The 23,481-nt window shown below is 69.6% G+C and carries 19 protein-coding genes and 1 tRNA gene; 13 read left to right on the top strand and 7 right to left on the bottom strand.

Annotated elements, in window-relative coordinates; all coding sequences use genetic code 11:
- Nucleotides 1–2: 2 nt before the first annotated feature.
- A complete protein-coding gene (locus RBS60_RS12605; RefSeq protein WP_307957910.1) occupies nt 3–1,148 on the bottom strand; it encodes a macrolide 2'-phosphotransferase in 1,146 nt (381 codons plus the stop codon).
- 167 nt (nt 1,149–1,315) lie between these two features.
- Between RBS60_RS12605 and nudC the strand changes: the two genes are divergently transcribed.
- Genes nudC through RBS60_RS12585 form a run of 4 tightly spaced genes read left to right on the top strand, consistent with a single transcriptional unit; the run spans nt 1,316 to nt 5,368 of the window.
- Nucleotides 1,316–2,413, top strand: coding sequence for an NAD(+) diphosphatase (gene nudC, locus RBS60_RS12600; RefSeq protein ID WP_307957909.1), 1,098 nt, complete (start codon nt 1,316–1,318; stop codon nt 2,411–2,413).
- On the top strand, nt 2,410–4,533 hold the full coding sequence (locus RBS60_RS12595) for an ATP-dependent DNA helicase UvrD2 (protein WP_307957908.1): 2,124 nt from the start codon (nt 2,410–2,412) through the stop codon (nt 4,531–4,533). The genes nudC and RBS60_RS12595 overlap by 4 nt, the downstream gene beginning before the upstream one ends.
- A gap of 28 nt (nt 4,534–4,561) precedes the next feature.
- Nucleotides 4,562–5,161, top strand: a complete 600-nt coding sequence (locus RBS60_RS12590; protein WP_307958044.1) for a M48 family metallopeptidase — start codon at nt 4,562–4,564, stop codon at nt 5,159–5,161.
- 9 nt (nt 5,162–5,170) lie between these two features.
- Complete coding sequence (locus tag RBS60_RS12585; protein WP_307957907.1) at nt 5,171–5,368, top strand: hypothetical protein; 198 nt, start codon at nt 5,171–5,173, stop codon at nt 5,366–5,368.
- Nucleotides 5,369–5,438: 70 nt separating this feature from the next.
- Here RBS60_RS12585 and RBS60_RS12580 read toward each other — a convergent pair whose 3' ends face one another.
- A complete protein-coding gene (locus RBS60_RS12580; RefSeq protein WP_307958043.1) occupies nt 5,439–6,881 on the bottom strand; it encodes a zinc-dependent metalloprotease in 1,443 nt (480 codons plus the stop codon).
- Nucleotides 6,882–7,065: 184 nt separating this feature from the next.
- Here RBS60_RS12580 and RBS60_RS12575 point away from each other — a divergent pair, with 184 nt between their 5' ends.
- From RBS60_RS12575 to RBS60_RS12565, 3 genes are all read left to right on the top strand, one after another.
- The gene (locus RBS60_RS12575) at nt 7,066–8,295 is read left to right on the top strand and encodes a S16 family serine protease (protein ID WP_307957906.1); all 1,230 of its coding nucleotides are present in this window, start codon (nt 7,066–7,068) and stop codon (nt 8,293–8,295) included.
- A gap of 190 nt (nt 8,296–8,485) precedes the next feature.
- Nucleotides 8,486–11,470 (top strand): UPF0182 family protein, encoded by a 2,985-nt coding sequence (locus RBS60_RS12570; RefSeq protein WP_307957905.1) that lies wholly within the window; start codon nt 8,486–8,488, stop codon nt 11,468–11,470.
- A 92-nt stretch (nt 11,471–11,562) separates the two neighbouring features.
- Nucleotides 11,563–11,639 (top strand) — tRNA-Met (locus RBS60_RS12565).
- A 106-nt stretch (nt 11,640–11,745) separates the two neighbouring features.
- Here RBS60_RS12565 and RBS60_RS12560 read toward each other — a convergent pair.
- Both RBS60_RS12560 and RBS60_RS12555 read right to left on the bottom strand, forming a co-directional pair.
- On the bottom strand, nt 11,746–12,540 hold the full coding sequence (locus RBS60_RS12560; RefSeq protein WP_307957904.1) for a PspA/IM30 family protein: 795 nt from the start codon (nt 12,538–12,540) through the stop codon (nt 11,746–11,748).
- Between the two features lie 91 nt (nt 12,541–12,631).
- Nucleotides 12,632–14,683, bottom strand: a complete 2,052-nt coding sequence (locus tag RBS60_RS12555; protein WP_307957903.1) for a TPM domain-containing protein — start codon at nt 14,681–14,683, stop codon at nt 12,632–12,634.
- Nucleotides 14,684–14,935: 252 nt separating this feature from the next.
- Between RBS60_RS12555 and RBS60_RS12550 the strand changes: the two genes are divergently transcribed.
- The 4 genes from RBS60_RS12550 (at nt 14,936) to RBS60_RS12535 (ending at nt 19,617) form a co-directional block, all read left to right on the top strand.
- Nucleotides 14,936–16,711 (top strand): trypsin-like peptidase domain-containing protein, encoded by a 1,776-nt coding sequence (locus tag RBS60_RS12550; protein ID WP_307957902.1) that lies wholly within the window; start codon nt 14,936–14,938, stop codon nt 16,709–16,711.
- A gap of 316 nt (nt 16,712–17,027) precedes the next feature.
- Nucleotides 17,028–17,828, top strand: a complete 801-nt coding sequence (locus RBS60_RS12545; protein ID WP_307957901.1) for an electron transfer flavoprotein subunit beta/FixA family protein — start codon at nt 17,028–17,030, stop codon at nt 17,826–17,828.
- A gap of 14 nt (nt 17,829–17,842) precedes the next feature.
- Nucleotides 17,843–18,856, top strand: a complete 1,014-nt coding sequence (locus RBS60_RS12540) for an electron transfer flavoprotein subunit alpha/FixB family protein (protein WP_307957900.1) — start codon at nt 17,843–17,845, stop codon at nt 18,854–18,856.
- Nucleotides 18,856–19,617: a PIG-L deacetylase family protein gene (locus tag RBS60_RS12535; RefSeq protein ID WP_307957899.1), complete on the top strand. Its 762-nt coding sequence runs from the start codon at nt 18,856–18,858 to the stop codon at nt 19,615–19,617. Before RBS60_RS12540 ends, RBS60_RS12535 begins: the two co-directional genes overlap by 1 nt.
- Nucleotides 19,618–19,675: 58 nt before the next feature.
- On the opposite strand, the gene RBS60_RS12530 is transcribed toward RBS60_RS12535, so the two are convergent.
- Nucleotides 19,676–20,143 carry a tRNA (cytidine(34)-2'-O)-methyltransferase gene (locus RBS60_RS12530; RefSeq protein ID WP_307957898.1) on the bottom strand — a complete coding sequence of 156 codons (468 nt, stop codon included), beginning with the start codon at nt 20,141–20,143 and terminating at the stop codon, nt 19,676–19,678.
- Nucleotides 20,144–20,222: 79 nt separating this feature from the next.
- Nucleotides 20,223–21,152 carry a DnaJ domain-containing protein gene (locus tag RBS60_RS12525; protein ID WP_307957897.1) on the bottom strand — a complete coding sequence of 310 codons (930 nt, stop codon included), beginning with the start codon at nt 21,150–21,152 and terminating at the stop codon, nt 20,223–20,225.
- Between the two features lie 73 nt (nt 21,153–21,225).
- Between RBS60_RS12525 and RBS60_RS12520 the strand changes: the two genes are divergently transcribed.
- Complete coding sequence (locus RBS60_RS12520) at nt 21,226–22,155, top strand: diacylglycerol kinase family protein (protein WP_307957896.1); 930 nt, start codon at nt 21,226–21,228, stop codon at nt 22,153–22,155.
- A gap of 95 nt (nt 22,156–22,250) precedes the next feature.
- On the opposite strand, the gene RBS60_RS12515 is transcribed toward RBS60_RS12520, so the two are convergent.
- On the bottom strand, nt 22,251–22,685 hold the full coding sequence (locus tag RBS60_RS12515; RefSeq protein ID WP_307957895.1) for a DoxX family membrane protein: 435 nt from the start codon (nt 22,683–22,685) through the stop codon (nt 22,251–22,253).
- Between the two features lie 90 nt (nt 22,686–22,775).
- Between RBS60_RS12515 and RBS60_RS12510 the strand changes: the two genes are divergently transcribed.
- Nucleotides 22,776–23,462 carry a transcriptional regulator gene (locus RBS60_RS12510; protein WP_307957894.1) on the top strand — a complete coding sequence of 229 codons (687 nt, stop codon included), beginning with the start codon at nt 22,776–22,778 and terminating at the stop codon, nt 23,460–23,462.
- The last annotated feature ends 19 nt before the right edge of the window (nt 23,463–23,481 follow it).

The raw sequence follows: 23,481 nt of genomic DNA, 5'->3' as shown, positions 1-23,481 counted from the left end.
CGCTACGCCTCGGGCAGGCGGTTGGAGACCGACACCACCGGCAGGGCGGTGGTGTCGGTCTCCGTCTGGCCGTCCGCGTCGTCATCCTCGGCTGCGGCGCCCGTCAGTGCCGGGGTGCCGCCGGCTGGGCTGCTCACCGACACCGCGTCGACGGGTACGGCCTCGGCGGGTGCGCCGTCGGGGTCCTCATCCTCGAGGATCGGGCCCGCCGCCGCGGCCTCGGCTTCAGCCGCTTCGCTTGCCTCGATGTCGGCGGCGAGCTCGGCGAGCATGTGCCGTGCGTCCGCCACGGCACCGTCGTCGCCGAGGGCGAGGGCCTTCACGAGGTACTGGGCGAGGGCGAACTCGGCCGCGAGGGCCGCGCGGCGGGCCAGTTGCGGGTCGACCGGCTCCTTGCGCGAGGAATGGTAGGCGGCGAGGACGGACTCGATGAACTTCGGTTCATTGGATGCCACGAGCCAAGCGAAGTCGTCGGCCGGGTCACCGATCCGCAGGTCCGTCCACCCTGTCACGGCGGTGACGCGCTCCTCGTCGACGAGGAGGTTGTCCTCGTGCAGGTCGCCGTGGACAACCGTCGGGTTGAACCGCCACAGTGTCACGTCCTCCATGGCCTGCTCCCATCGGCGCAGGAGCACAGGTGGGATCTTCCCCGTCGTGGCGGCCTGATCGAGCTCGTTGAGGCGTCGTTGGCGGAAGCCGTTGGCTGTGTAGGAGGGCAGATCCGCGCCGTCGACGAGCGACTGGGGAAGGCCATGGATCGCCGCGAGCGTTGCGCCGACTTCCCGAGCGAGGCGTGCGGTGCCAGCAGTGAGTTCGTCGAGCCCACGGACCGTCCCCGTCAAGTTCGTGTACACGCAAGTGGTCAGGCCGTCCATCCGGACGGTCCCCGCGACTGCGGGCATCTGGAACGGCAGCTCCGCGCGCACCGACGGATCGAAAGCCCTCAGCACGGTCATCTCCGTCTCGAGGCGTGCGCTCGCCTCTGTTCCACGCGGGCAGCGGATGCGCCACCGCCGCCCGTCCGCGGTCTCGAGGAGTGCGGCGTCGAAATCGGTCGCGTCGTCCGGGGAAGCCGCGGCAGCGGTCGGCTTCAGTCCGGGGACGGCGGCGGTGGCGATGGCAGCCAGCTCGAACGGAGTGCGTTTCACCTTCTCCACGCTAGCCGGATGCCGGGGCCCGATCACGGTCCCACGCCGAACACCGCCCAGCGGCGCAGGCCACGTGCGCACAGCTACGGCCACAGTTCGCGCTCATCGTCCACATACGGTGTTGGCCCGGTTGTGCGAGTGTCAGAGGGCGTCAGTACCGTAGTGCTATGACTTCCGGTTCGCTCCCACGGGTTAACGACCCAGCCCACCCGTCCGCCGCTGACCGCACAGCACTCACGGCGTTCGACGGCGAAGGCCCCGTGGCCGGATGGCTCACCGACCGCCTGCTCCCGGTAGGCGTGGAGGCCCTCGACCGGCGCTCCGCAGATCGCGCGGACCCGGACTTCCTCCATTCCGTGGTGCACCAACCCGGGGCCGTCGCCGTGCTCTACTCACAGCACCGGGCAGCCCACGCCGGGGAGCACCTCGCCTTCCTCCCCGCCCACAGCCTGCCCGCGGAATGGCTTGACGGGCTCGTCGTATACCTCGGCCAGCTCCCGCAGGAGCGCACGACGCCGCACGCGAACCCCGGTTCCGACGTCGTCCTGGTGATCCTCCCCGAACCCGTGGAACCTGTCTCCGCCGTCATGTCAGAGCCCGCCGAGGAGGGCGCCTCGCTGCTGCCCGAGGACACCAACTGGGCAGGCTTCCGCGAGTCCGGGTCCCGGCTCGACGTCGTCGAGGCGGGGGTCCTTCTCGAGGCGACAGCCATCGCGAACTGGCACGCCGGGCATCCACGGTGCCCGCGCTGCGGCGCACCCACCCAAGTGGTCCACAGCGGCTGGGTGCGCCGCTGCCCGGAGGACGGCTCGGAGCACTTCCCCCGCACAGATCCCGCGATCATCGTCACGGTCGTCGGGCCGGAGGACAGGGTGCTCCTCGGGACCGGGGCGAGGATGCGGTCCACGATGTTCTCGACGCTCGCCGGTTTCGTCGAGCCGGGTGAGTCACTCGAGCAGGCGGTTGTGCGCGAGATCCTCGAGGAGGTCGGGGTGCGGGTGACCGAGTGCCAGTACCTGGGGTCTCAGCCGTGGCCGTTCCCTGCCTCGCTCATGCTCGGCTTCACGGCCCGCACGGAGGACACCGTGGCGCAGCCCGACGGCGCGGAGGTACTGCGCGCGCGCTGGTTCAGCCGCGAGGAGCTTGCCGCGGCGGCGGGCTCAGGCGAGATCACACTCCCCAGCCGTCTGTCGATCTCGAGGGCCCTCATCGAGCATTGGTACGGCGGCGAGATCGCAGAGCCCGGGTCCGCGGTGTCCAAGTGATCGATACCAGCGCGCCGCACGCCGAGCACGGGACCCTCGAGGACAGGCTCCTCGGCGGGCTCGACGACGAACAGCGCGAGGTTGCGACCACTCTCCAGGGCCCGGTCTGCGTTCTCGCCGGCGCGGGAACGGGCAAGACCAGAGCGATCACCCACCGAATCGCGTACGGCGTCCATTCGGGCGTCTACTCTCCCCAGAGCGTGCTCGCGGTCACGTTCACGGCCCGCGCCGCCGCCGAGATGCGCAGCAGACTGCGGGACCTGGGCGTCGGCGGGGTCCAGGCACGCACCTTCCACGCCGCGGCACTGCGCCAGCTCCAGTACTTCTGGCCGCAGGCGGTGGGGGGGACGCTGCCGGCACTCCTTGAGCACAAGGCGCAGGCTATTGCCGAGAGCGCCCGGCGGCTGCGGCTCACCGTGGACCGTGCAGCCATCCGCGACCTGGCGTCCGAGATCGAGTGGGCCAAGGTCTCGATGCTGACCCCTTCCACCTACCTCGAGGGCGCTTCCGGCCGAGGAGAGCCGGGCGGACTGCAGCCGCCCGTCGTCGCACGGCTGTTCGAGGCGTACGAGGACGTCAAGGTGGACCGGAACCTCATCGACTTCGAGGACGTCCTGCTCATCACGGTCGGCATCCTCCAGGAGGACGCCAAGGTCGCGGCCACGGTCCGCGAACAATACCGGCACTTCGTCGTCGACGAGTACCAGGACGTGTCCCCACTCCAGCAACGGCTCCTGGAGCTGTGGTTGGGCGGACGCGAGGAGCTGTGCGTGGTGGGCGATGCGAGCCAGACCATCTACTCGTTCACCGGCGCGACGAGCGCCCACCTGCTCGAGTTCGGCAAGCACCATCCGGGCGCGTCAATCATCCGGCTCGTGAGAGACTACCGCTCGAGCCCGCAGGTGGTCCGGCTCGCGAACCAGCTGCTGGGGTCCCGGCGCAGCGGCGGACCCGCCGCCGATGCGCGGTGGGCGCAGCCCCTGACGCTCCTCGCCCAGCGGCCCGACGGCCCTGAGCCCGAGTTTGCCGAGTGCTCGGACGACGAGTCGGAGGCGGCCGCAGTCGCCCGCCGGATCGCGGCGCTCATGGCGGCCGGGACCCAGGCGAAGGACATCGCGGTCCTCTTCCGCACCAACGGCCAGTCCGAGGCGTTCGAACAGGCTCTCTCTGCCGCCGGGATCGGGTACCAGCTGCGCGGCGGCGAGCGGTTCTTCAACCGGCGCGAAGTCCGCGATGGGCTCCTGCAGCTGCGCGGCGCGGCGCGCGCCGAGGCGGACGACGGCGTGCCGGTAGGCCAGCGCGTGCGCGATGTCCTCTCGTCGCTGGGCTACTCCGAGCAGGCGCCGACGGGCAGCGGCGCGACCCGGGAGCGCTGGGAGTCCCTCGCCGCCCTCGTGGCGCTCGCCGACGAGCTCTCGGCCGCGCGCGGAGAGGGCTTTGGCCTCACGGAGTTCGTCGCCGAGCTCCAGGAGCGGGCCACCTCCCAGCATGCGCCCGCGGTCCAGGGAATTACCCTGGCGTCTCTCCATGCAGCGAAGGGCCTAGAGTGGGATGCCGTGTTCCTCGTGGGCCTGAGCGAGGGTCTCGTGCCGATCTCCTTCGCGGATACTCCGGTGACGATCGACGAGGAGCGCAGGCTCCTCTACGTCGGCATCACCCGAGCCAGGGAGTTCCTCCACCTCTCGTGGTCATTGTCCAGGACGCCAGGCGGCCGCGCCCACCGGCGGCCGTCGCGGTTCCTCGACGGACTCAGGCCGGGCGGCGCCACGTCGTCGCACACCGGCGGTGCCGCACGGAAGCGGCGCGAGCTCAAGGGGCCCACGACCTGCCGGGTGTGCGGGACGATCCTCTCCACCGGCGCCGAGCGAAAGGTGGGCCGCTGCTCCACGTGCCCCCCGAGCTACGAGGAGTCCACGTTCGAGGCCCTTCGGGCCTGGCGCCTCGAGCAGGCCAAAGCATCGGACGTCCCCGCGTTCGTCGTGTTCACCGACGCGACCCTGACGGCGATTGCCGAGGCGAAGCCCGTCAGCCTGGCGGAGCTCTCCCAAGTCGCCGGCGTCGGCCGGGCCAAGCTCGAGCGCTACGGCGAGGCTGTCCTGGAGCTGCTCCGTGACTCATGACAAGGGCCAAGCGCGCGGTCAGCGCTCGCTGCCACTCGATGGATCGGCCGGAGGGAATCCGGGGCCCCCGGTTGAGGTGCGTCGCTCCCCGCGGCGCCGCAAGACGGTCTCCGCCTTCTGGGAAGGCTCCACCGCCGTCGTGGCGATCCCCGCCAGATTCTCCCGTGCCGAGGAGGAACACTGGGTTGAGCGCATGGTCGCGCGCCTCCAACAGGACACGGCTCGCCGCGGCAGGCCCGCCACCGATGAGGCCCTCATGGGCCGCGCGGGGGAGCTGTCCCGGCAGTATCTGGGGGGCCGGGCCTCGCCGGTGTCCATCCGATGGGTGACAAACCAGCGCCGTCGCTGGGGATCGTGCACCCCGAGCCAGCGCACCATACGGATCTCGCACGAGCTCCAGCGCATGCCGGAGTGGGTCGTCGACTACGTGATTGTCCACGAGCTCGCCCACCTGCTCGTCTCGGGTCACGGGCCCGCGTTCTGGCGGCTCGTCGCGGCATACCCGCGGCTGGCGGAGGCCAAGGCGTTCCTCGCGGGCGTTGCGTTCGCCGGTTCTCATCACGGGCCGGGGCAGCCGGACGAAGACGGCGACGACTGGGGCCTTACCGACGACGAGGAACGCGCCTAGAATCTGGCCATGACTGAGCTACCAGCCAGCTACGCGAAGTACCTCCTCGGCCGCGACGAGCTGTTCGTGGACACCATCCGACCGATCCTTCTGCAGTCGGCCGCCGACAAGACGCAGGGAGTCCGGGTCGTGATCGATCCCCACGTGCTCCAGGCACATCTCGATGAGAAGATCCCGTACGGCGAGATCGTGGAGGACATCGACTGACGCCACCGAGCCCGACGGGCCGCCCCGACTCGTCGGGACGGCCCGTTCTCAGCTCTGTGTCCCGGCGGAATCAGGCCCGGGGAGCGCCCGGGGGAGTGCCGCCGTCGTCTGTCGTGTCCGGATCGTCCCCACCGTCTCCGGTGCCCGAGTCCGGGGCCGCCGGCTCGTCGAATCCGCCTGCGAGGAGCTTCTCGAGCGCCTCATCGACCTCGGAGTCCTGCGCCTCGGCCATCGACCGGCGGGTGGAGAATCCCCGCGGATCGTCGAGGTCCTCTGCGGTCGGAAGCAGATCGGGGTGCTTCCAGATGGCGTCCCGGCCGGCAATCCCGCGTTCCTCCGTGAGCGATGCCCAGAGCGTGGCCGCATCGCGCAGGCGACGCGGGCGCAGTTCGAGCCCTACGAGGGAGGCGAAGGCGTGCTCGGCAGGACCGCCGGTGGCGCGGCGGCGTCGCACAGCCTCGCGGAGCGCTGCCGCGGAGGGCAGGACGCCGTCGGTGGCCGCTGCGGTGAGCTCGTCGACCCAGCCCTCGACCAGGGCCAGCGCGGTCTCGAGCTTCGTCAGCGCCGCGTCCTGCTGCGGGGTCCGCTGCGGCATGAAGACCCCGCCCTGGAGTGCTTCCTGGATGGACTCAGGGTTGCTCGGGTCTATCCCGTGGGCGAGCTCCTCGATCTTGGAGACGTCGATGTGGATGCCCCGGGCGTAGTCCTCGATGGCGCCGAGGAGGTGGCCGCGCAGCCACGGTACGTGCATGAAGAGGCGCGCGTGGGCGGCCTCCCGCACCGCGAGGTAGAGGCGCACGTCGCCCTCCGGCAGCCCGAGCCCCTCGCCGAACTTCGTGACATTGGCCGGGAGGAGGGCCATCTCGAGGTCGACGAGCGGCACCCCGATGTCGGAGGAGCTCACAACGTCGCCCGAGAGTGCGCCGATCGCGGCGCCGAGCTGCATGCCGAAGATCGTGCCGCCCATGTTGGTCAGCATCGAGGACGCACCCCCGAGCATGCCCTTCATCTCTTCAGGCATCTGCTCGCTGAGGGCCGTCGAGAGGGCCGTCGCGATGCTGTTGGCCACCGGCTCGGTCAGGCGCCGCCATGTGCCCATCGTGGCTTCGATCCATTCGGCGCGGGACCAGCCGCGCCCGATGATCCCGGTGCTGGGGAACTCCGTGGCCTTGTCGAGCCAGAGTTCGGCGAGGCGCAGGGCCTCGTCCACTTCGCGGTTCTGGGTCGCCGAGACCGAGGGATCGGAGGTTGAGGCGGCGGTCCGGCGCGCGTGCTCGTGGGCCATCCGCCAGTTGACGGGGCCTTCTCCGGGCGCAGCAGACATCATGGCCTGCACCTGTTCGAACATCTGCCGCAGGACGTTCGGATCGCTCGGGAGGCCAGCGGCCTTGGCGATCTCGGTGGGATCGAATCCCTCGGCGCCCGCACCGCCCATGAGCTTGGCGAAGAGCTCGGACAGCGGATCCTCGGGCTCGCCGTCGTGGCCCGAAGGCTTCTCAGGTGTGGTCATCATGCCGCCGATCAGTGCCGCTTCTGCTAGGGACATCCTCACGGTACCGCGGGACAGTAGACGTGTCTTCGGTGCGTGGGGCGCTTTCGCTGTGGGCACAGCGCGCCCCCGCGCGCTATGGATGGATCGCCAGCAGCGCACCGTAGGCTGGGCACTGGTCCAGGCAAGAGGAAGGGGTGAGATCTGGGTGGTCAGCGGTCCCGTGGTCCCCGATGCCGGCAGCGATCCCACGGCTGCCCACGCCGGTGCGCAAGGCGGTGCGCGGGATGGCGCGGACGACGGCGCGGTCTCGCCTTCCGCTGATCCGCCGCACGACGTCGTGCGTCCCTCCGGATCGTCGGCCGGGCAGCGGAAGCGGCAGCAAGGCCGGTCCGGCGGCAGAGGATCCGCGGCCCTGATCTCCGGCCTCGCCGCCCTCATCCTCGGGGCGACAGTCGTGTCAGTTCCCGTGCCGTACATCATCGAGTCCCCGGGTCCCGCGTACAACACGCTCGGGCAGACCGGCGGGAAGGACGTCATCACCGTCACCGGCCATGACTCGTATCCTGCCGCCGGGGCCCTCGATCTCACGACGGTCTACGTCAACGGCGGCCCGAACAGCGACGTCGGGCTCCTGGAGCTCGCCCGCTCGTGGTTCGATCCCACCCGGGCAATCCTCCCGCAGCGGGTGGTGTACCCGCCGGGGACCACAAGCCAGCAGGTGTCCGACGAGAACGCTGCACTCATGCAGGACTCCGAGCAGACCGCCGTGGCAGCGGCGCTCGGCAACCTCGGCATCGCCTACGACCAGCAGCTCAACGTGGGCTCGATCCCGGACGGGTCGCCTTCGACCGGGAAGCTCCTCGTCGGTGACCGCCTCGTGAGCGTCGCCGGCACCAAGGTCACCTCACTCGCGACCGTGCAGCAGACGCTCGCGGCGGGCGGGGGAACTCCGGTGGACGTCGTCGTCGTGCGCGGCGGATCCCCGGAGACGGTGACCGTGACCCCGACGCAGAACCAGGGCAAATGGGTCCTCGGGGTGGGCATCCGCTACACGTACAGCTTCCCGTTCTCGGTGAGCGTCTCGCTCGATCGGGTGGGGGGTCCCAGCGCGGGCATGATGTTCGCGCTCGGGATCGTTGACAAGCTGACGCCCGGGGACCTGACGGGGGGCAGGCAGATCGCAGGGACAGGGACGATCAGCCCTGACGGGACCGTGGGGGCCATCGGCGGCATAGCCCAGAAGCTGTATGGCGCGCGTTCTGCCGGGGCGACACTCTTCCTGGCCCCCGCCTCCAACTGCGATGAGGTTGTTGGACATCTGCCCGAGGGCCTCGACGTGGTCAAGGTGTCGACCCTCTCGGACGCGCGGGCCGCGGTCGAGGCCTACGCCCAGGGCAAGGACCCGGCGTCGATGCCGCAGTGCACGAAGGGCTGACGCTCGTCGATTCGATGCGGCCGGGTGGCCTGCCGCGGCCTTGGAAGGAACCGTCGCCGAATCGTTATCGCGGACCGCTCCGTGCGTGGGAACTGCCGCACCGCGCCACGCGTGCTTGACTTAGACCAATGCTGCTCCTGCGCAGAGCCTGAGCGGCACGAGCAGCCAAGCCCGAGCATCGAGGTACGCCGTGACATCCCGCCCCGAAGGCAGACCGACCGCACTACGACGCCGCCGAGGGGCACTGATCCCCACGCTCGTGATCGTCGCCGTGCTTGCGGTCGCGTTCGTGCTCTTCTCGCAGCTGTACACCGACATCCTCTGGTACCAGCAGTTGGGATACGTCGAGGTCTTCCTGCGGCAGAACCTCGTGCGGACGCTCGTGTTCCTCGTCGCAGCGATCGTGATGGGCGGTGCGATCTATGGGGTGATGCGCGCGGCGTACCGCGCGCGTCCCGTCTACGCGCCGGACCCCGCGAACCCGGACACCATGAGCCGGTACCAGGAACAGCTCGAGCCGATGCGCCGCATCGTCATGGCGGGCGTGCCGATCGTGTTCGGCCTCTTCGCCGGCGCCGCGGCCGCGAGCCAGTGGCAGAAGGCCGCGCTCTTCTTCAACCAGGAGTCGTTCGGGGTCACGGACCCCCAGTTCCACCTCGACATCAGCTTCTACACGATGACGCTGCCATTCCTCGGCACCGTGGTCGGCTTCCTCCTCGGCGTCGTCGTGATTGCCGGAATCGCAGGGCTCCTCACGCACTACCTCTACGGTTCGATCCGCATCAGCGAGAGCGGCATCTACATTGCCCGCGCTGCCCAGCTCCATCTGGCCATCGCCGGCGCGGCGCTGTTGCTCCTTATCGCCGTCAATTTCTGGCTGGACCGCTACAGCTCCGTGTTCAACTCGTCCGGACGCGTCTCGGGCGCCCTCTTCACGGACGTCAACGCGGTGATTCCGACGAAGGCGATCCTCGCGATCGCGGCGGCGATCGTCGCGGTCCTGTTCATCGTGGCGGCAGTGATCGGGCGGTGGCGGTTGCCGCTCATCGGGACCGCGATGCTCGTGATCACCGGCATCCTCGCCGGCGGCGTCTACCCGTGGGTGATCCAGCAGGTCCAGGTGCGCCCGTCCGAGCAGTCCGCCGAGGCGCCCTACATCGAGCGGAACATCGCCTCGACCCGCGCCGCGTACGGCCTGGACAGCGTCGCGGTCCAGGACTACAAGGCCACCACGGACGCAACCCAGGGTGCTCTCCGCCAGGATGCCCAGACCGCCGCAAGCATCCGACTCCTCGACCCGACGCTCGTCTCGCCGACCTTCCAGCAGCTCGAGCAGTACCGTGCCTACTACCAGTTCGCACCGTCCCTCAACGTGGACCGCTACAACGTCAACGGGAAGTCCCAGGACACGGTGATCGCGGTGCGCGAGCTCAACTCGCAGGGGCTCTCCCCGACCCAGCAGTCCTGGTACAACAACCACATCGTGTACACGCACGGGTACGGCGTCGTGGCCGCCTACGGCAATACGGCCACGGTGGACGGCAAGCCCGTCTTCATGGAGTCCGGAATCCCGTCCACTGGAGTTCTCGGCAATGACGACAGCTACCAGCCGCGGATCTACTTCGGCGAGTACTCGCCGGACTACTCGATCGTGGGTGGCCAGGGCGGTGGTCCGGCGCGCGAGCAGGACAAGCCGCAGGGCGGGACGGGGGAGACCCAATACACGTTCACGGGCAACGGCGGCCCCAACGTCGGCGGCTTCTTCAACAAGCTCATGTATGCCATGAAGTTCCAGAGCACGGACCTGCTGTTCTCGGACGGTGTGAACGCGAGCTCGCAGATCCTGTACGACCGCAATCCCCGTGATCGGGTCCAGAAGGTGGCTCCATACCTGACCATCGACGGCAATTCCTACCCGGCAGTGATCGATGGCCGCGTGAAGTGGATCGTGGACGGCTACACGACCACCCAGTACTACCCGTACTCGCAGCAACAGCAGCTCCAGCAGGTCACGGCAGATTCGCAGACTGCCGCGGGCCGGGCGGCACAGCTGCCCCAGGCCACGGTCAACTACATCCGCAACTCGGTGAAGGCCACTGTGGACGCCTACGACGGCTCGGTGACGCTGTACGCCTGGGATGGCCAGGACCCGATGCTCAAGGCGTGGCAGAAGGTCTTCCCTAGCACGATCAAGCCGATCTCGGACATGTCCGCAGGGCTCATGAGCCACGTCCGCTACCCCGAGGACCTCTTCAAGGTCCAGCGGGAGCTCCTCACCCGTTACCACGTGACAGATCCGAACAGCTTCTACCAGAACAACGATGTCTGGAGCGTGCCGAATGATCCGACCGTGAAGACCTCGGGCGTGAAGCAGCCCCCGTACTACATGACGCTCCAGATGCCGGACCAGAAGGCCCCGGCCTTCCAGCTCACCTCGAGCTTCATCCCGCAGACCGTCGAGGGCGGGGCCTCCAGGGAGGTCATGTACGGATATCTCGCGGCGGATTCAGATGCGGGCAACACGGCAGGGGTCAAGGGGGCGGAGTACGGCAAGCTGCGGCTGCTCAAACTGCCCACCGACACTCTGGTTCCCGGCCCTGGCCAGGTCCAGAACAAGTTCAACTCGGATCCGAGCGTCTCACAGGCGCTCAACCTCCTCCGCCAGGGCGCATCGGAGGTCCTCAATGGCAACCTGCTGACCCTCCCGGTTGGCGGGGGCCTGCTGTACGTCCAGCCGGTATACGTGAAGTCGACAGGCACCACCTCCTATCCGACGCTCCAACGCGTCCTCGTGGCCTTCGGGGACAAGATCGGCTTCGCCCCCACGCTGGACAAGGCCCTTGACGGACTGTTCGGCGGCAACTCAGGCGCGCAGGCGGGAGACTCGGGGAACAACGGCCAAGCCGGGCCCACGACGCCGAGCCCGACCCCGTCGGGCGGGCAGACCTCATCTGCTCAGTCCGACCTGCAGACAGCACTCCAGGATGCCAGCCAGGCCATCAAGGACGGTCAGGCGGCGCTGGCGTCGGGCAACTTCGCGGCCTACGGCGATGCGCAGCAGAAGCTCAGTGCGGCGGTGCAACGTGCTATGGACGCAGAGGCGAAGATTGCCGGGGCCGCCGGCGGGGCGGCGGGGACTGCCTCGGCGAGCCCGACTCCGACCCCGAGCAAGTAGGGCCACGCTCCCGCACGCTCCGCTGTGTGGGCCTGTGGCCGTTCACCTCGATTTGGCCCCGCGTTGTCCGGTTGCTAAGGTAGACAGTGCGCCGCGGGGTGGAGCAGTTCGGTAGCTCGCTGGGCTCATAACCCAGAGGTCGCAGGTTCAAATCCTGTCCCCGCAACCACAGCCGAAGACACGAGAGAGTCCGCCCGATGGGCGGACTCTCTCGTTGTTTCCGGCTATCCGCCGTACTCGCCGGCCCCGGGGTTTATCGCTGCCGGCGGAACGGATCAGAGCTTGTCGAAATCAGCCTCGTCGACGGCTGCCCCGGCCGACGCCGCACCAGCAGCACCCGAGCTGAGTGCTGCGGGGGAGGAGCCCTGCTTGAGGGCAGCCAGGCGCGCCTCGACCTCAGTCTGCTCGCCGAGGTCTTCGAGCTGGTTGAACTGGGAGTCGAGGCTCGACGCGGCGAGCTCCTGCTGCCCGCGGACTTTTGCCTCTTCGCGCCGGACCTTCTCCTCGAACCGCGAGACCTCGCTTGTCGGATCCATGATGTCGATGCTCTTGAGGGCGTCGTTGACCTGGGTCTGGGCCGCGGCCGTCTTGGCGCGCGCCACGAGCTCGTTGCGCTTCGAGGTGAGCTCGTTGAGCTTGCCCTTCATCTGGTCGAGGCCGGTCTTGAGGCGGTCGACGACGTCGCTCTGGGTTGCGATCGTCGGCTCCGCAACCTTGGCCTCGTTCTCCGAGGACATCTGGCGCTGGATGGCGACCTTCGCGAGGTTGTCGAACTTCTCAGCGTCGGAGGCGTTGCCGCCCGCGCGGAACTCATCGGCCTTGCGCGAGGCGGCGAGGGCTTTATTGCCCCAGTCCTGAGCTGCCTTGACGTCTTCGGCGTGGTCCTCCTCGAGCATACGGAGATTGCCGATGGTCTGCGCGATCGCGGACTCCGCCTCGGCGATGTTGTTCGTGTAGTCGCGGACCATCTGGTCCAGCATCTTCTGCGGGTCTTCCGCCTGGTCCAGCATGGAATTGATGTTCGCCTTCGCCAGCTGTGCGATGCGACCGAAGATGGACTGCTTTACCATGGTGCTCCCTCTCGTGATGGACATTCGTGCGAAAACAAGCCGTTCAATGCTTCCTTCATCGCGATCTCGCTCGTCATGGCGCCCTGCACGGCTAGAAGCTGCCGCCGTCGCCGCCGAATCCTCCGCCATCGCCGCCGAAGCCGCCTCCGTCGCCGCCCCAGCCTCCCCCGCCCCCACCGAAGCCTCCGCCGTCTCCCCAGCCTCCACCGTCGTGGTGGCCGCCGCGGAGGATCGAGTCGATGATGATTCCGCCGAGGATGGCCCCGCCGATGCCGCCCCCGTTCCGGCGGCCGCCGAACATGCCGCCCGCCCCGGGCCCCCCGCCCCAGCCGGAGAACTGGTCCACGTCCTGCTGCGCGATCTCCGAGGCCTGCGCCGCGAGGGATGCTGCCTGCTGGGCGTACGCGAGAGCCGTCACCGGGTCGCTGCCGGAGATTGACAGGGCGTAATCGAGATTGCGCTGCGCCTCGGCGAGCCGTGTCCGGGCCTCGGTGCCCACGCCGCCGCGCCGGGCCGCGATGTAGTCGCTCGTGGCGCTGATCTGGGCCTGCGCGCTCTGGATCGCCTGTTGGAGCGACGCCTGAGCACGCTGCGCCTGCTGCTGCCTGTCCCGAACGCCGGTGAGGGCTTCGTCGAGCTGGGTGTGCGCCGTCTCGACGCGCTGCAGCAGGCCGATCGGATCGACCCGTCCGGCTCCGAGCTCCTGCCTCACGGCTGCGAGCGCTGCCTCGGCCGCGGCCACCGGGCCGGCGAGTTCGGGATGCTGGCCCTCAACGGCGAGCGCCTTGGCCTGGGCAAGATCCCCCTGCGTATCGGCAAGCGCCGGATCGATGCGGCCCTGTGCGTCGTCGAGCGCCGAACCGGCCTTGTCGATCGCGTCGAGCAGGACGCGCGTCTGGTGGAGCGCCTCCTCGCTCGCGCGGACCGCGATCGCGGCGGGGCTCGTCTGACCTTCGGCGAGCTTCTGCTTCGCCGTCTCCGACGCGTTCGCCACGAACGCGAGGCGGTCCCTGGCCTGGGTGATGTTGTCCGTCACATGCTTGACTGCCGAGTCGGCGTACTTGGTCTGGAGCTGGGTGAGGGAACGCTGCGCGGCGGCGAGCTGGGCTTGGGCGTCTGCCGCTCCCTTGGTGACCTCGTCCAAGGCCTCGGGCGCCTTGCGCTCTAGCTCACGCAGCGCGTCGAAGTCGGCCTTCTGCTCGGCGAGCGAGGAGATCGCGGCCTCCGAGCGGCGGATGATGTCGCCGAGCCACTGGCGCTGCTGGGCCTCAGTGTTCGGTACGTGGTCGTCGAGCTGCTGCTGCAGCTTGAAGGATTCGCTCAAGTGGGCCTTGGCGTCGGTCAGGGCCTTCGTGAAGTTCCCCACGGCCTCGGTGCCGTAGGACGCCTCGGCGAACCCCAGTTCCTGCTCGCTCGAGCGGATGACGTCGTCCGCATGGACGAGGAGCCCGCTGGCCCGTTTGCGGAGCTCGTCCGTGCTCAGTGACGCGAGAGGGTCGAGTTGGTCCTGACCCGGGCCGACCTGCCCCTGAACCGGTCCACCCGCCATCTTCCGTCGCCGCGAGATGAGGTACGCCGCGCCAGCGCCAGCAACCACGACGCCTCCGCCCACGAGCCACGGCGTGGCATCGGCGCCGGACGAGACGTTTCCGCTCCCTCCGCCCGCGGCGTCCCCTACCGCCTTGGCCGTGTCGATGGCTGCCTGTGCATAGTCCTTCTTGCCGCCGGCCAAGTTCGGGGTGATGGCGTTCTGGGCGATGGCCGTCGTCTTCGAGTAGACCTTCGTGTTGAGCGTGTTGGCGACGAGCTGGTACTGCCCGGATGTCGCGACCGCGAGAAGCACGTCAGAGCCGCCCATGCCGGTGTTCGTAGCCACCGCGTGCGCCCAGGCGGCCCGGTCGCTCGGATTGGTGAACGAATCGACGATCACGACGTAGAGGTTCACGCGATGCTGGGACAGGAGGTCCGAGATGGCTTTCTGGACCTCGGCCTTGCGGGAACCGAGGGCGCTCTGGGGATCGACGATGTTGGTACCCGAAGGTACGGTGACGGGGTCGGCCGCCCACGCGGCCGACGTCGCGGGGAAGAGCACCAGGAAGGCTGCCGCCAAGGCAGCAAGCAGAGTCTTCGCCGTCGAACGCATGCGCTGTCCTTCGTTCAGCCCGGGGGCATCGGCCCCGGGTCGCGTGCACCCCCCAAGCGCGTTCCGCTGCTGGCAAGCGTGACACGTACCTTGATTCTAGGGGCGGCGTCACGGGTCCGCACGGACCGCGGATCCGCCCGGAGTGAAACTCTTACGCTTTCGGCGGACTCCCAGCAAGCTTCCAGAGAACAGATGCGCCCAGCACAGCTTGGGGGACCATAGTGGGAGGAGTTCAGGGAAAGGACACCAGAGATGAACGAGAGCGATTCCCGTCCGGCAGACGCCAGTGCGGGAGCCCCCGATACCAACGAGCCTGGGCGAACAGTCCAGTCTCCGACCGTTTCGCCGGCCCAGTCCGGTGGAGCCCAGTCCGATGCAGCACCGTCCGGTGCGGCCCAGCACGATGCGGCCCAGCTCGGTGGAGCCCAGTCCGGCGAGCAGGCACGGACTGCGTCGCAGCCGCAGGCTGCTTCGCCGAAGCCGCAGCCTGCCTCCCAGCCCACGCAGCCGATCCCGGGCTACGGCCAGTCTGCGCCTGCCGAGCCGCAGGCAGCCCCGCAGTATGGCCAGCGGACGCCACAGTACGGCCAGCAGGCCCCGCATCAGGGCCCGAGCCCCCAGCCGGGACAGCCCGGATATGGTCAGCCGCAGTACGGCCATCAGGCCCAGCCGCAGCCGCCGCAGTATGGCCAGCCGCAGTACGGCCAGCACGCATCGCAGGGGCAGCCCCCGTACGGGGCGCCGCAGTACGGCCAGCAGGCTCCGCAGCAGGGAAGCTCGTTCTTCCGCCCGGAAACCCAGAACAACGGCGCTCAGCGCACCGGCCAGAAGGGCCGCTGGGGTACCGGCGTGCTCATCGGCGGCATGCTCGTGGCTGGCCTCGTGGGTGGCGGCGTCGTGGCCGGGACCTCGGGCCTGTGGGCCCCGCGGGTCTCGAGCGCCTCGACGCAGGCACAGAACCCGTCACCGGTCATCGTCAACAACCAGGACAGCGTCAACGCCGTCACGGCCGCCGCCGCGAAGGCGTCCCCGAGCGTCGTCACGATCGGCGTCACGTCGGGCAGCTCCGCGGGCACCGGCTCAGGAGTCGTGCTCGATGACCAGGGCCACATCCTCACCAACACCCATGTGGTCACGCTCGACGGCCAGGTCGCCAACCCGACGATCGAGGTCCGCGCAAACAACGGCGCGGTCTACAAGGGCACCGTTGTGGGCACCGACCCGCTCAGCGACCTCGCGGTCGTGAAGGTCGACGGCGCGAACCTGACCCCGATCACGTTCGGCGATTCGGGCAAGATCAACGTCGGGGACGCCGCGATCGCGATCGGTGCCCCGCTGGGCCTCGAGAACACCGTCACGGACGGCATCGTCTCGACGCTCAACCGCACGATCTCGGTCGCATCCTCGGCCGCACCGCAAGGCGGCGACAGCTCGCAGGGCAACGGCGGCGGGCAGGGCTTCCAGTTCGCTCCTCCGGGGCAGGGCAACACCCAGCGCCAGACGGCGCAGAGCACGGTGAGCCTCAACGTCCTCCAGACTGACGCCCCGATCAACCCGGGAAACTCGGGCGGCGCACTCGTGAACAGCCAGGGCCAGCTGATCGGCATCAACGTGGCGATCGCCTCGACGGGCCAGAGCTCCTCGAGCTCGTCGTCTTCGGGTAATATCGGCGTCGGCTTCAGCATCCCTGCGACCTATGCCCACCGCATCGCGGACGAGATCATCGCCACCGGCAAGGCCACCCACGGCCAGCTCGGCGTGTCGGTGCAGGACTACAGCGCGAACGGTTCGGGCTCGTCCTTCTCGACCGGCGCACAGGTGGCCTCGGTGACCTCGGGTTCAGCTGCTGACAAGGCCGGAATCAAGCAGGGCGACGTCGTCACCCAGTTTGCCGGACTCACGATCACCGATGCTTCGGAGCTGACGGCGGCGGTGCACCAGCAGGCGCCCGGCAGCACGGTCAAGGCCACCATTCAGCGCAACGGCCAGTCGAAGGACGTCGACGTCACGGTCGGCACTGCGCAGTAGGACAGCCGAGACAGCGCAGCAGAGCGCCCACGTTCGCCTTCCTTCCCGAACCACGTACGACGGCGCGTTCCGGCACCCGGCCGGGGCGCGCCGTCGTACGTGTGCGCGCCCTGGCGGCGCCCAACGTGAAGCCATGCGTCGGACAACGAAAGATCTGGGCGGCAGGGGAAGCGCGCCCGGCGCACCGTGTGATTAGCTAGGGCGTGCCCGGATGCGTGCCGCCGGCCGCGAATGCGCGCCCGAACGCCCCCGGGCGGCACCTGCCGCGGACGGCCCCCGCCCGTGGCGCGTACGCGAGTATGGAAGGCCATGGACTGTGGGAGACACCCTCAAGATCGTCGTGCTGGTCAAGCACGTCCCTGATGCTCAATTCGACCGTCACCTCGGCGCACAGGGCCCCCTCGACCGTTCCGAGAGCATCCTCTCCGAGCTGGACGAGTACGCCCTCGAGGCTGCACTGCAGCTCACGGATGCCAGGGGCGGCGACAAGGGCGGCAACGAGGTCGTTGCCCTGACCATGGGCGGCCCGGACGCTGCAAACGCCCTCAAGAAGGCGCTCCAGATCGGTGCGAGCTCGGGCGTCCACGTCAGCGACGAGGCGCTCGCCGGCTCAGACGCGTCGGCGACGTCCCTCGCGCTCGCCGAAGCCATCCGCAGCCTCGGCGATGTCGACATCGTCCTGACCGGCATGGCCTCGACCGACGGCGAGACCTCTCTGGTCCCAGCACAGCTTGCCGAGCGACTCGACCTGCCGCAGCTGACGTTCGCCTCATCCCTCGAGATCTCCGGCAGCACGGCCCGGATCCAGCGCGATGGTGACGGTGTAGCCGAGACCGTCGAGGCCGAGCTTCCGGCGCTCATCTCGGTGACCGATCAGGCGAATGAGCCGCGCTACCCGAACTTCAAGGGAATCCTCGCCGCCAAGAAGAAGAAGATCGCGACCCTGTCGCTTGGCGATCTGGGACTCGAAGCCGACCAGGTCGGGGCCGCGGGCTCCCTCACCGCCGTCGAATCGGCACAGCCGCGCCCGGCGCGTGGCGCTGGCACCATCATCACCGACGAGGGTGACGCCGGGGTCAAGCTCGTCGACTTCCTGGCCGCGCAGAAGCTCATCTGAGGGAGATACAGACAATGACTGCAGAGAATGCCGCCGGCGCGGCGAACGTCCTCGTTGTTCTGAGCGGTGGCCCGGGCGGCGCGGGAGAGTCCCTTACGAAGGCTCAGCTCGAGCTCCTCGCGGCTGGCCGGCTCCTCGGCACCGTCTCCGCCGCGTCCACGGCCCCCGTCTCCGAGGGCGCCCGGGCGCAGCTCGCCGAGAACGGCGTCGCAGCCGTGTACACGCCTGAAGGCGCTGACCTCTCCGCGTACCTCGTGGGCCCGACCGCCGCGTGGCTCGCGGACGTTGTCTCGGCCGCGGGTGCGGATGGCGGCGGGCACGCTGCGTTCGGCGTCATCGTGCTCGACAACTCGTCCGAGGGCAGGGAGGCTGCAGGACGCCTCGGTGTGCGGCTCGGCGCTGGCGTCGTGACGGATGTCGTGGGGCTCGAGACGGACGGGACGGCGCACAAGTCCGTCCTGGCCGGCTCGTATCAGGTCCGGGCCCGCGCGACGAGCCCGGTCGCGATCCTCACGCTCAAGCCGAACAGCGTCGAGGCCGCTCCGGCCGATGCCCCCGGCTTGGCAACCATCACGGCCGTCGCCGTGCCCGAGGCTTCCCTGGCCCGGGCCGCTCGCGTCGTCGCCCGCACGGACAAGCCGGCCTCGGGCCGTCCCGAGCTCACGGAGGCGAACATCGTCGTCTCCGGCGGCCGTGGCACGGACGGCGACTTCGGCCCCGTCGAGGAACTCGCCGACGTGCTCGGTGCGGCAGTCGGGGCCTCGCGCGCCGCTGCCGACGCTGGCTGGGTCAGCCACGACCTCCAGGTCGGCCAGACGGGCAAGACGGTCTCGCCGCAGCTCTACGTCGCAGCAGGGATCTCGGGGGCGATCCAGCACAGGGCGGGAATGCAGACCTCGAAGGTCATCGTCGCTGTCAACTCGGACCCCGACTCGCCGATCTTCGAGATCGCCGACTTCGGCGTGGTGGGCGACGTGTTCAAGGTCCTGCCCCAGGCAGCCGCCGAGATCACGCGGCGCCGCGGCTGATGCCGGACGCTCCCTTCGATCCGGCGAAGCACCAGGTGCGGCGGGTCGTCGCGTTCGGAGCCCACCCGGACGACCTCGACTTCGGGGTCTCGGGCACCGTAGCCGCATGGACCGCAGCAGGTGTCGAGGTCCACTACTGCATCATGACCGACGGGGACGCCGGTGGCTTCGACCCCGCGCACCGGGCGAGCATCGTCGCGATGCGCCACGAGGAGCAGCGCGGCGCCGCGGCCCTCGTCGGTGTCACGGACGTGCACTTCCTGGGCTACCGCGACGGGTACCTCGAGCCCTCGCACGAGGTGATGCGTGACGTCGTCGAGCTCGTGCGCCGCGTGCGGCCCGACGTCGTCATCGCGATGCACCCCGAGCGGAACTGGGACCGGATCCAGAAGTCGCACCCGGACCACCTCGCGTGCGGCGAGGCGGTGACCCGGGCCATGTACCCGGCGGTGGAGAACCCCTTCGCGTACCCCGAGCTCGCTGAGGCCGGGCTCGACGCGTACCGCCTCCCCTGGCTGTGGCTGTATGCGGGACCCAAGGACCGTACCAACTACTACTCGGACATGACGGCCTTCGTCGACACGAAGATCGCCGCCCTCCACGTGCACATCAGCCAGCATCCCGACGTCGCGGCGATGGAGGAGTCGGTGCGTCTGCGTATGCGGGCCTCGGCGCACGACGGCGGGCTGGTCTCCGGGGCGTCGGCCGAGGAGTTCCACATCGTCTCGGTCAACAACCCGGAGACGATCGCGGGCTTCTGAGAGGTCGGGTGCGGCGGTCGGGTGCGGTGGCTGAGCGGCCTCGTAACCGGCAGGGTGACTAGATCTGCGCGCCCGCGTACCCGTTCTGCCGCCAGGCCTCGTAGACCGCGATCGAGGCGGAGTTGGCGAGATTGAGTGAGCGGCGGGACGGCAGCATCGGGAGGCGCACCCGTGCCGTGATCCGCTCGTCGTCGAGGACGTCCTGGGGCAGGCCGACGGACTCGGGCCCGAAGAAGAGGACGTCTCCGGGCGCGTAGGCCACGTCCGCGAACGGCGTGTCGCCATGGGACGTGAACGCGAAGACGCGCGCGGGCAGCAGGGCGGCGAACGCGTCGTCGAGCGTCTTATGGACTGTCATGACCGCGAGGTCATGGTAGTCGAGGCCCGCCCGGCGCAGGTTAGCGTCCTCGAAGTTGAACCCGAGGGGCTCGACGAGGTGCAGCTCGCAGCCCGTCACCGCCGAGAGTCGGATCGCGTTGCCCGTATTGCCGGGGATTTCGGGCGTGTAGAAGAGGATGCGGAACACGCCCTCCATCCTACGGTCACCGGTCGGTCCGGTTTCGTCGGCCGCCGAAGGGCCCAGCCGTGCGCCCTGTCAGCGAAAGTCAGTGGAGGCCCGTGAGCAGGCGCGCGAGGGCAGGGATAAACACGACGTTCGGCTGCGGCCCGGAGGAGAGGAAGAACGTGAGCTCGCGCAGGAACTTGGCGGCGTTGAGGGGCTCGATGAGCCCTTCGGCTCCGCGGCGGACGTCGATGACGGGCTCGTGGAGCGCCTCGTCCGGGGTCTGGACCAGGATGTAGCCCTGAACATTGAGCTCGGGGAACAGGTTCTGGAAGTACCGGACCTGGTCGGCCAGCCGCGGCGGTGCCACGACCCGGCTGCCGTGGATCAGGTGCTCGCCGTCCCACGCGTAGTTGCCGCGCGGGACCAGCATCGAGTCCACGAGGGCGAGCCGGTACCCGGCGAGGACAGCGTGGGCGATGTGGGTCGAGTCTGCGGGAGAGCGGAGGCCGTTCAAGAGCCGCGCGGAGGGGATCGCCGTCAGTACGCGGCGGCGGATGAGCGCCGCGGTCCGCTGTTCGCGCTGGATCCTCGCGTCGGCTCCGAACAGCCCGCGGCGGCGGGGGACCCCATGCTCGGCCCGCGCCGCAATCTCGGCCGGCAGGAGCGGCACGCTGCCCGGCGCAAACGGCGGGACATAGACGGCCGGCTCGCCGGCGAGGTTCCGCTGCCCGCCGCTGCGCGGCGCGGCCCGCGCTGTGAAGGTGCCTGCGCCCGTCGGCGCCGCGCTGCCGGGCTGCGGCGACTCGCGCTGCGGCGCCGAGGTGAAGTAGCTGCGATCGTAGGCGGCGCGGGCCTTCGGATCGGAGAGGACCTCGAACGCGAGGGTCACCCGGCGGAACTCGACGACGTCGCCTCCGTGGTCGGGGTGGTGGGCGCGGGCTGCCCGGCGGTATGCGCGCCGGATCTCGCTCTCGTTCGCGGTGACGGGCACGCCGAGCACCTCGTAGTGGGAAGGGACGTGCACGGGCATGGGTCCATCGTAGGAGTGTGCGCTGACCGTCCGTTGCGCGCCCACCCCTGCGGCGCCTGAGATAATCCTGCGCATGCCCCTTGACCGACCGGCCCGCCTCACCCTTGCCGTGAACCCGGCCGCACACGCGGGACTCGGCGACGCCCGTGCCCGCGAGGCCGCTACGCTATTCCGCGCCCGAGGCGCCGCCGTGACCGAGCTGCGGAGGGAGACTGCCTTGGAGCTTGCCGCGGCCGTCGCCGCGGACCTGTCCGGGCCTGACGCGGTGGTCGTCGTGGGCGGTGACGGTGCCGTGAACCTCGTGGCGAACGTGCTCGCGGGAACGGGTGTTCCCTTGGGTGTGGTCCCGGCCGGGACCGGGAACGACGTCGCACGGCTCCTCGGCGTTCCGCTCGACTCGGTCGCGGGCGCCGTCTCGGCGGTCCTCGCCGCGCTCGACGGCGCGCCCCGCCTCCTCGATCTCGGGCGCATCGACTGGCCGGACGGCCAGCGGCACTACGTGGCGGTGGCCTCGGCGGGCTTCGACGCGCGGGTCAACGAACGCGCCAATACGTGGCGGTGGCCTCGGGGCCAATCCCGGTACACGCTCGCCGTCCTGCGGGAGCTCGTCTCCTTCCGCCCGATTCCGTTCGAGCTCACGGTGGACGGCGTCGGCCGGCGGCAGCGCGCCATGCTCGTCTCGGTGGCGAACGGACCCTCGCTCGGCGGTGGCATGCGGATCGCGCCGGGCGCGCGGGCCGACGACGGGCTCCTTGACCTCTTTGTGGTCCGGCCGCTGTCCATCCCGGCGTTCCTCGCGGTGTTCCCGAAGGTGTTCCGGGGCGAACACGTGGGGCATCCGGCCGTCGAACTCTCAACCGTGCGCAGCGTGTCCATCGGCGGGCCTGGCGTCGTCGTCTATGCGGACGGCGAGCGGGTCACCGACGTTCCGGTGACGATCAGCGTGGTGCCTCGCTCTCTCGCGGTCCTCGCGGCGCCCGGCGGGCTTGAGCCGACCTGCTAGGGACGTGACCCCGGATCCTTGGGACGTGACCCCGGATCCTTGGGACGAGGATGCGGGGTCACGTTCCTCCGATGCGGGGTCACGTTTCGGACCGGTTAGGCCCTGCGGGCGGTGAGCCGGTTGAGCGCGAGCGCCCCGACGAGGAGGCCGAAGTCGCGCAGCGCGACGTCGAATCCGTGCCCGAGCACGAGCAGGTTCACGATGATGCCGAGCAGCCACAGCGCGACGACGAGTGACCCCCACCGCGGCTTCCATGCGACGAGGAGCCCGGCGATGATCTCGACGACGCCCACTATGTACATGAATGACTGCGGGCTCAGGGGGACAACCTGGGTCGCTACAGGGGCGAGATAGTTGGGCCAATACGTGAGGACGTTGAAGAACTTGTCGAGGCCGAAGAGGATCGGGGCCACGATATAGAGGGTCCGCAGCAGGTAGAACGCCTGATCGGCGGGGGTGAGCGCTCGGGCGCCGCTGCGCGCGCCGGAGGAGGTATGAATCCTGCCGTGGTGTGCTGAGGTGGCTGACATGACGAGCTCCTTCCAAAGCTGACATTTCCGATTTTAGAACCGCGCCATGTCTAAAACAACAGATTGGCATTTTGGATCTAGACTTGATCCATGACCGCCAATTCGGCTCCCACGTGGCGCGAACGCCTCGGTGCCCTCGCCTCCCTCGGCGAGGACCGGCGTCGTGCGCTGTACCTGTATGTGCGCGGCGCGGGTCGCCCAGTGGGCCGGGACGAGGCCGCGGACGTCACGGGGATCTCCCGAGCTGCGGCCGCCGCGCACCTCGACCGGCTCGTGGACGACGGCGTGCTGGCAGCTGTCTTCGCCAAGCCGTCCAGCCGCCGCGGGCCGGGCTCGGGGAGGCCGTCGAAGTTCTACGAGACCGTCCTCACGGAGGTGGTCGCGGCGGTCCCCGAGCGCTCCTATGAGCTCGCGGGGGAGCTGCTCGCCGCGGCGGCTGAACGGACCATCGCGGACGGCGGGCCCATGGCTGACGCGATCGCCGCCGTCGGCTACGAGCGTGGCACGGCCCTCGGCGGAGAGCATGGGAGCATCGAAGCCGTCCTCGACGCCACGGGCTACGAGCCAGTCCGCGGAGCCGACGGGGCCATCGATCTCGGCAACTGCCCCTTCCACCGCCTCTCCCGCGGGTACCGCGGCGTGGTGTGCAGCCTCAACGGCGCCCTCCTCGTAGGGGCCCTCGACGGCTGCGGGGACGCGAGCCGACGCGTCGAGCCCGTCGAACCGGGGGACGGCCAGCATGCGTGCTGCGCAAGGATCGTCCCGCGGGAGGCCTGAGCCAAGGACCGACCGAGCG

The sequence above is a fragment of the Sinomonas sp. ASV486 genome (assembly GCF_030908215.1).
Lineage (GTDB): Bacteria > Actinomycetota > Actinomycetes > Actinomycetales > Micrococcaceae > Sinomonas > Sinomonas puerhi.
This window is presented reverse-complemented; position numbering and strand designations above follow the sequence as displayed.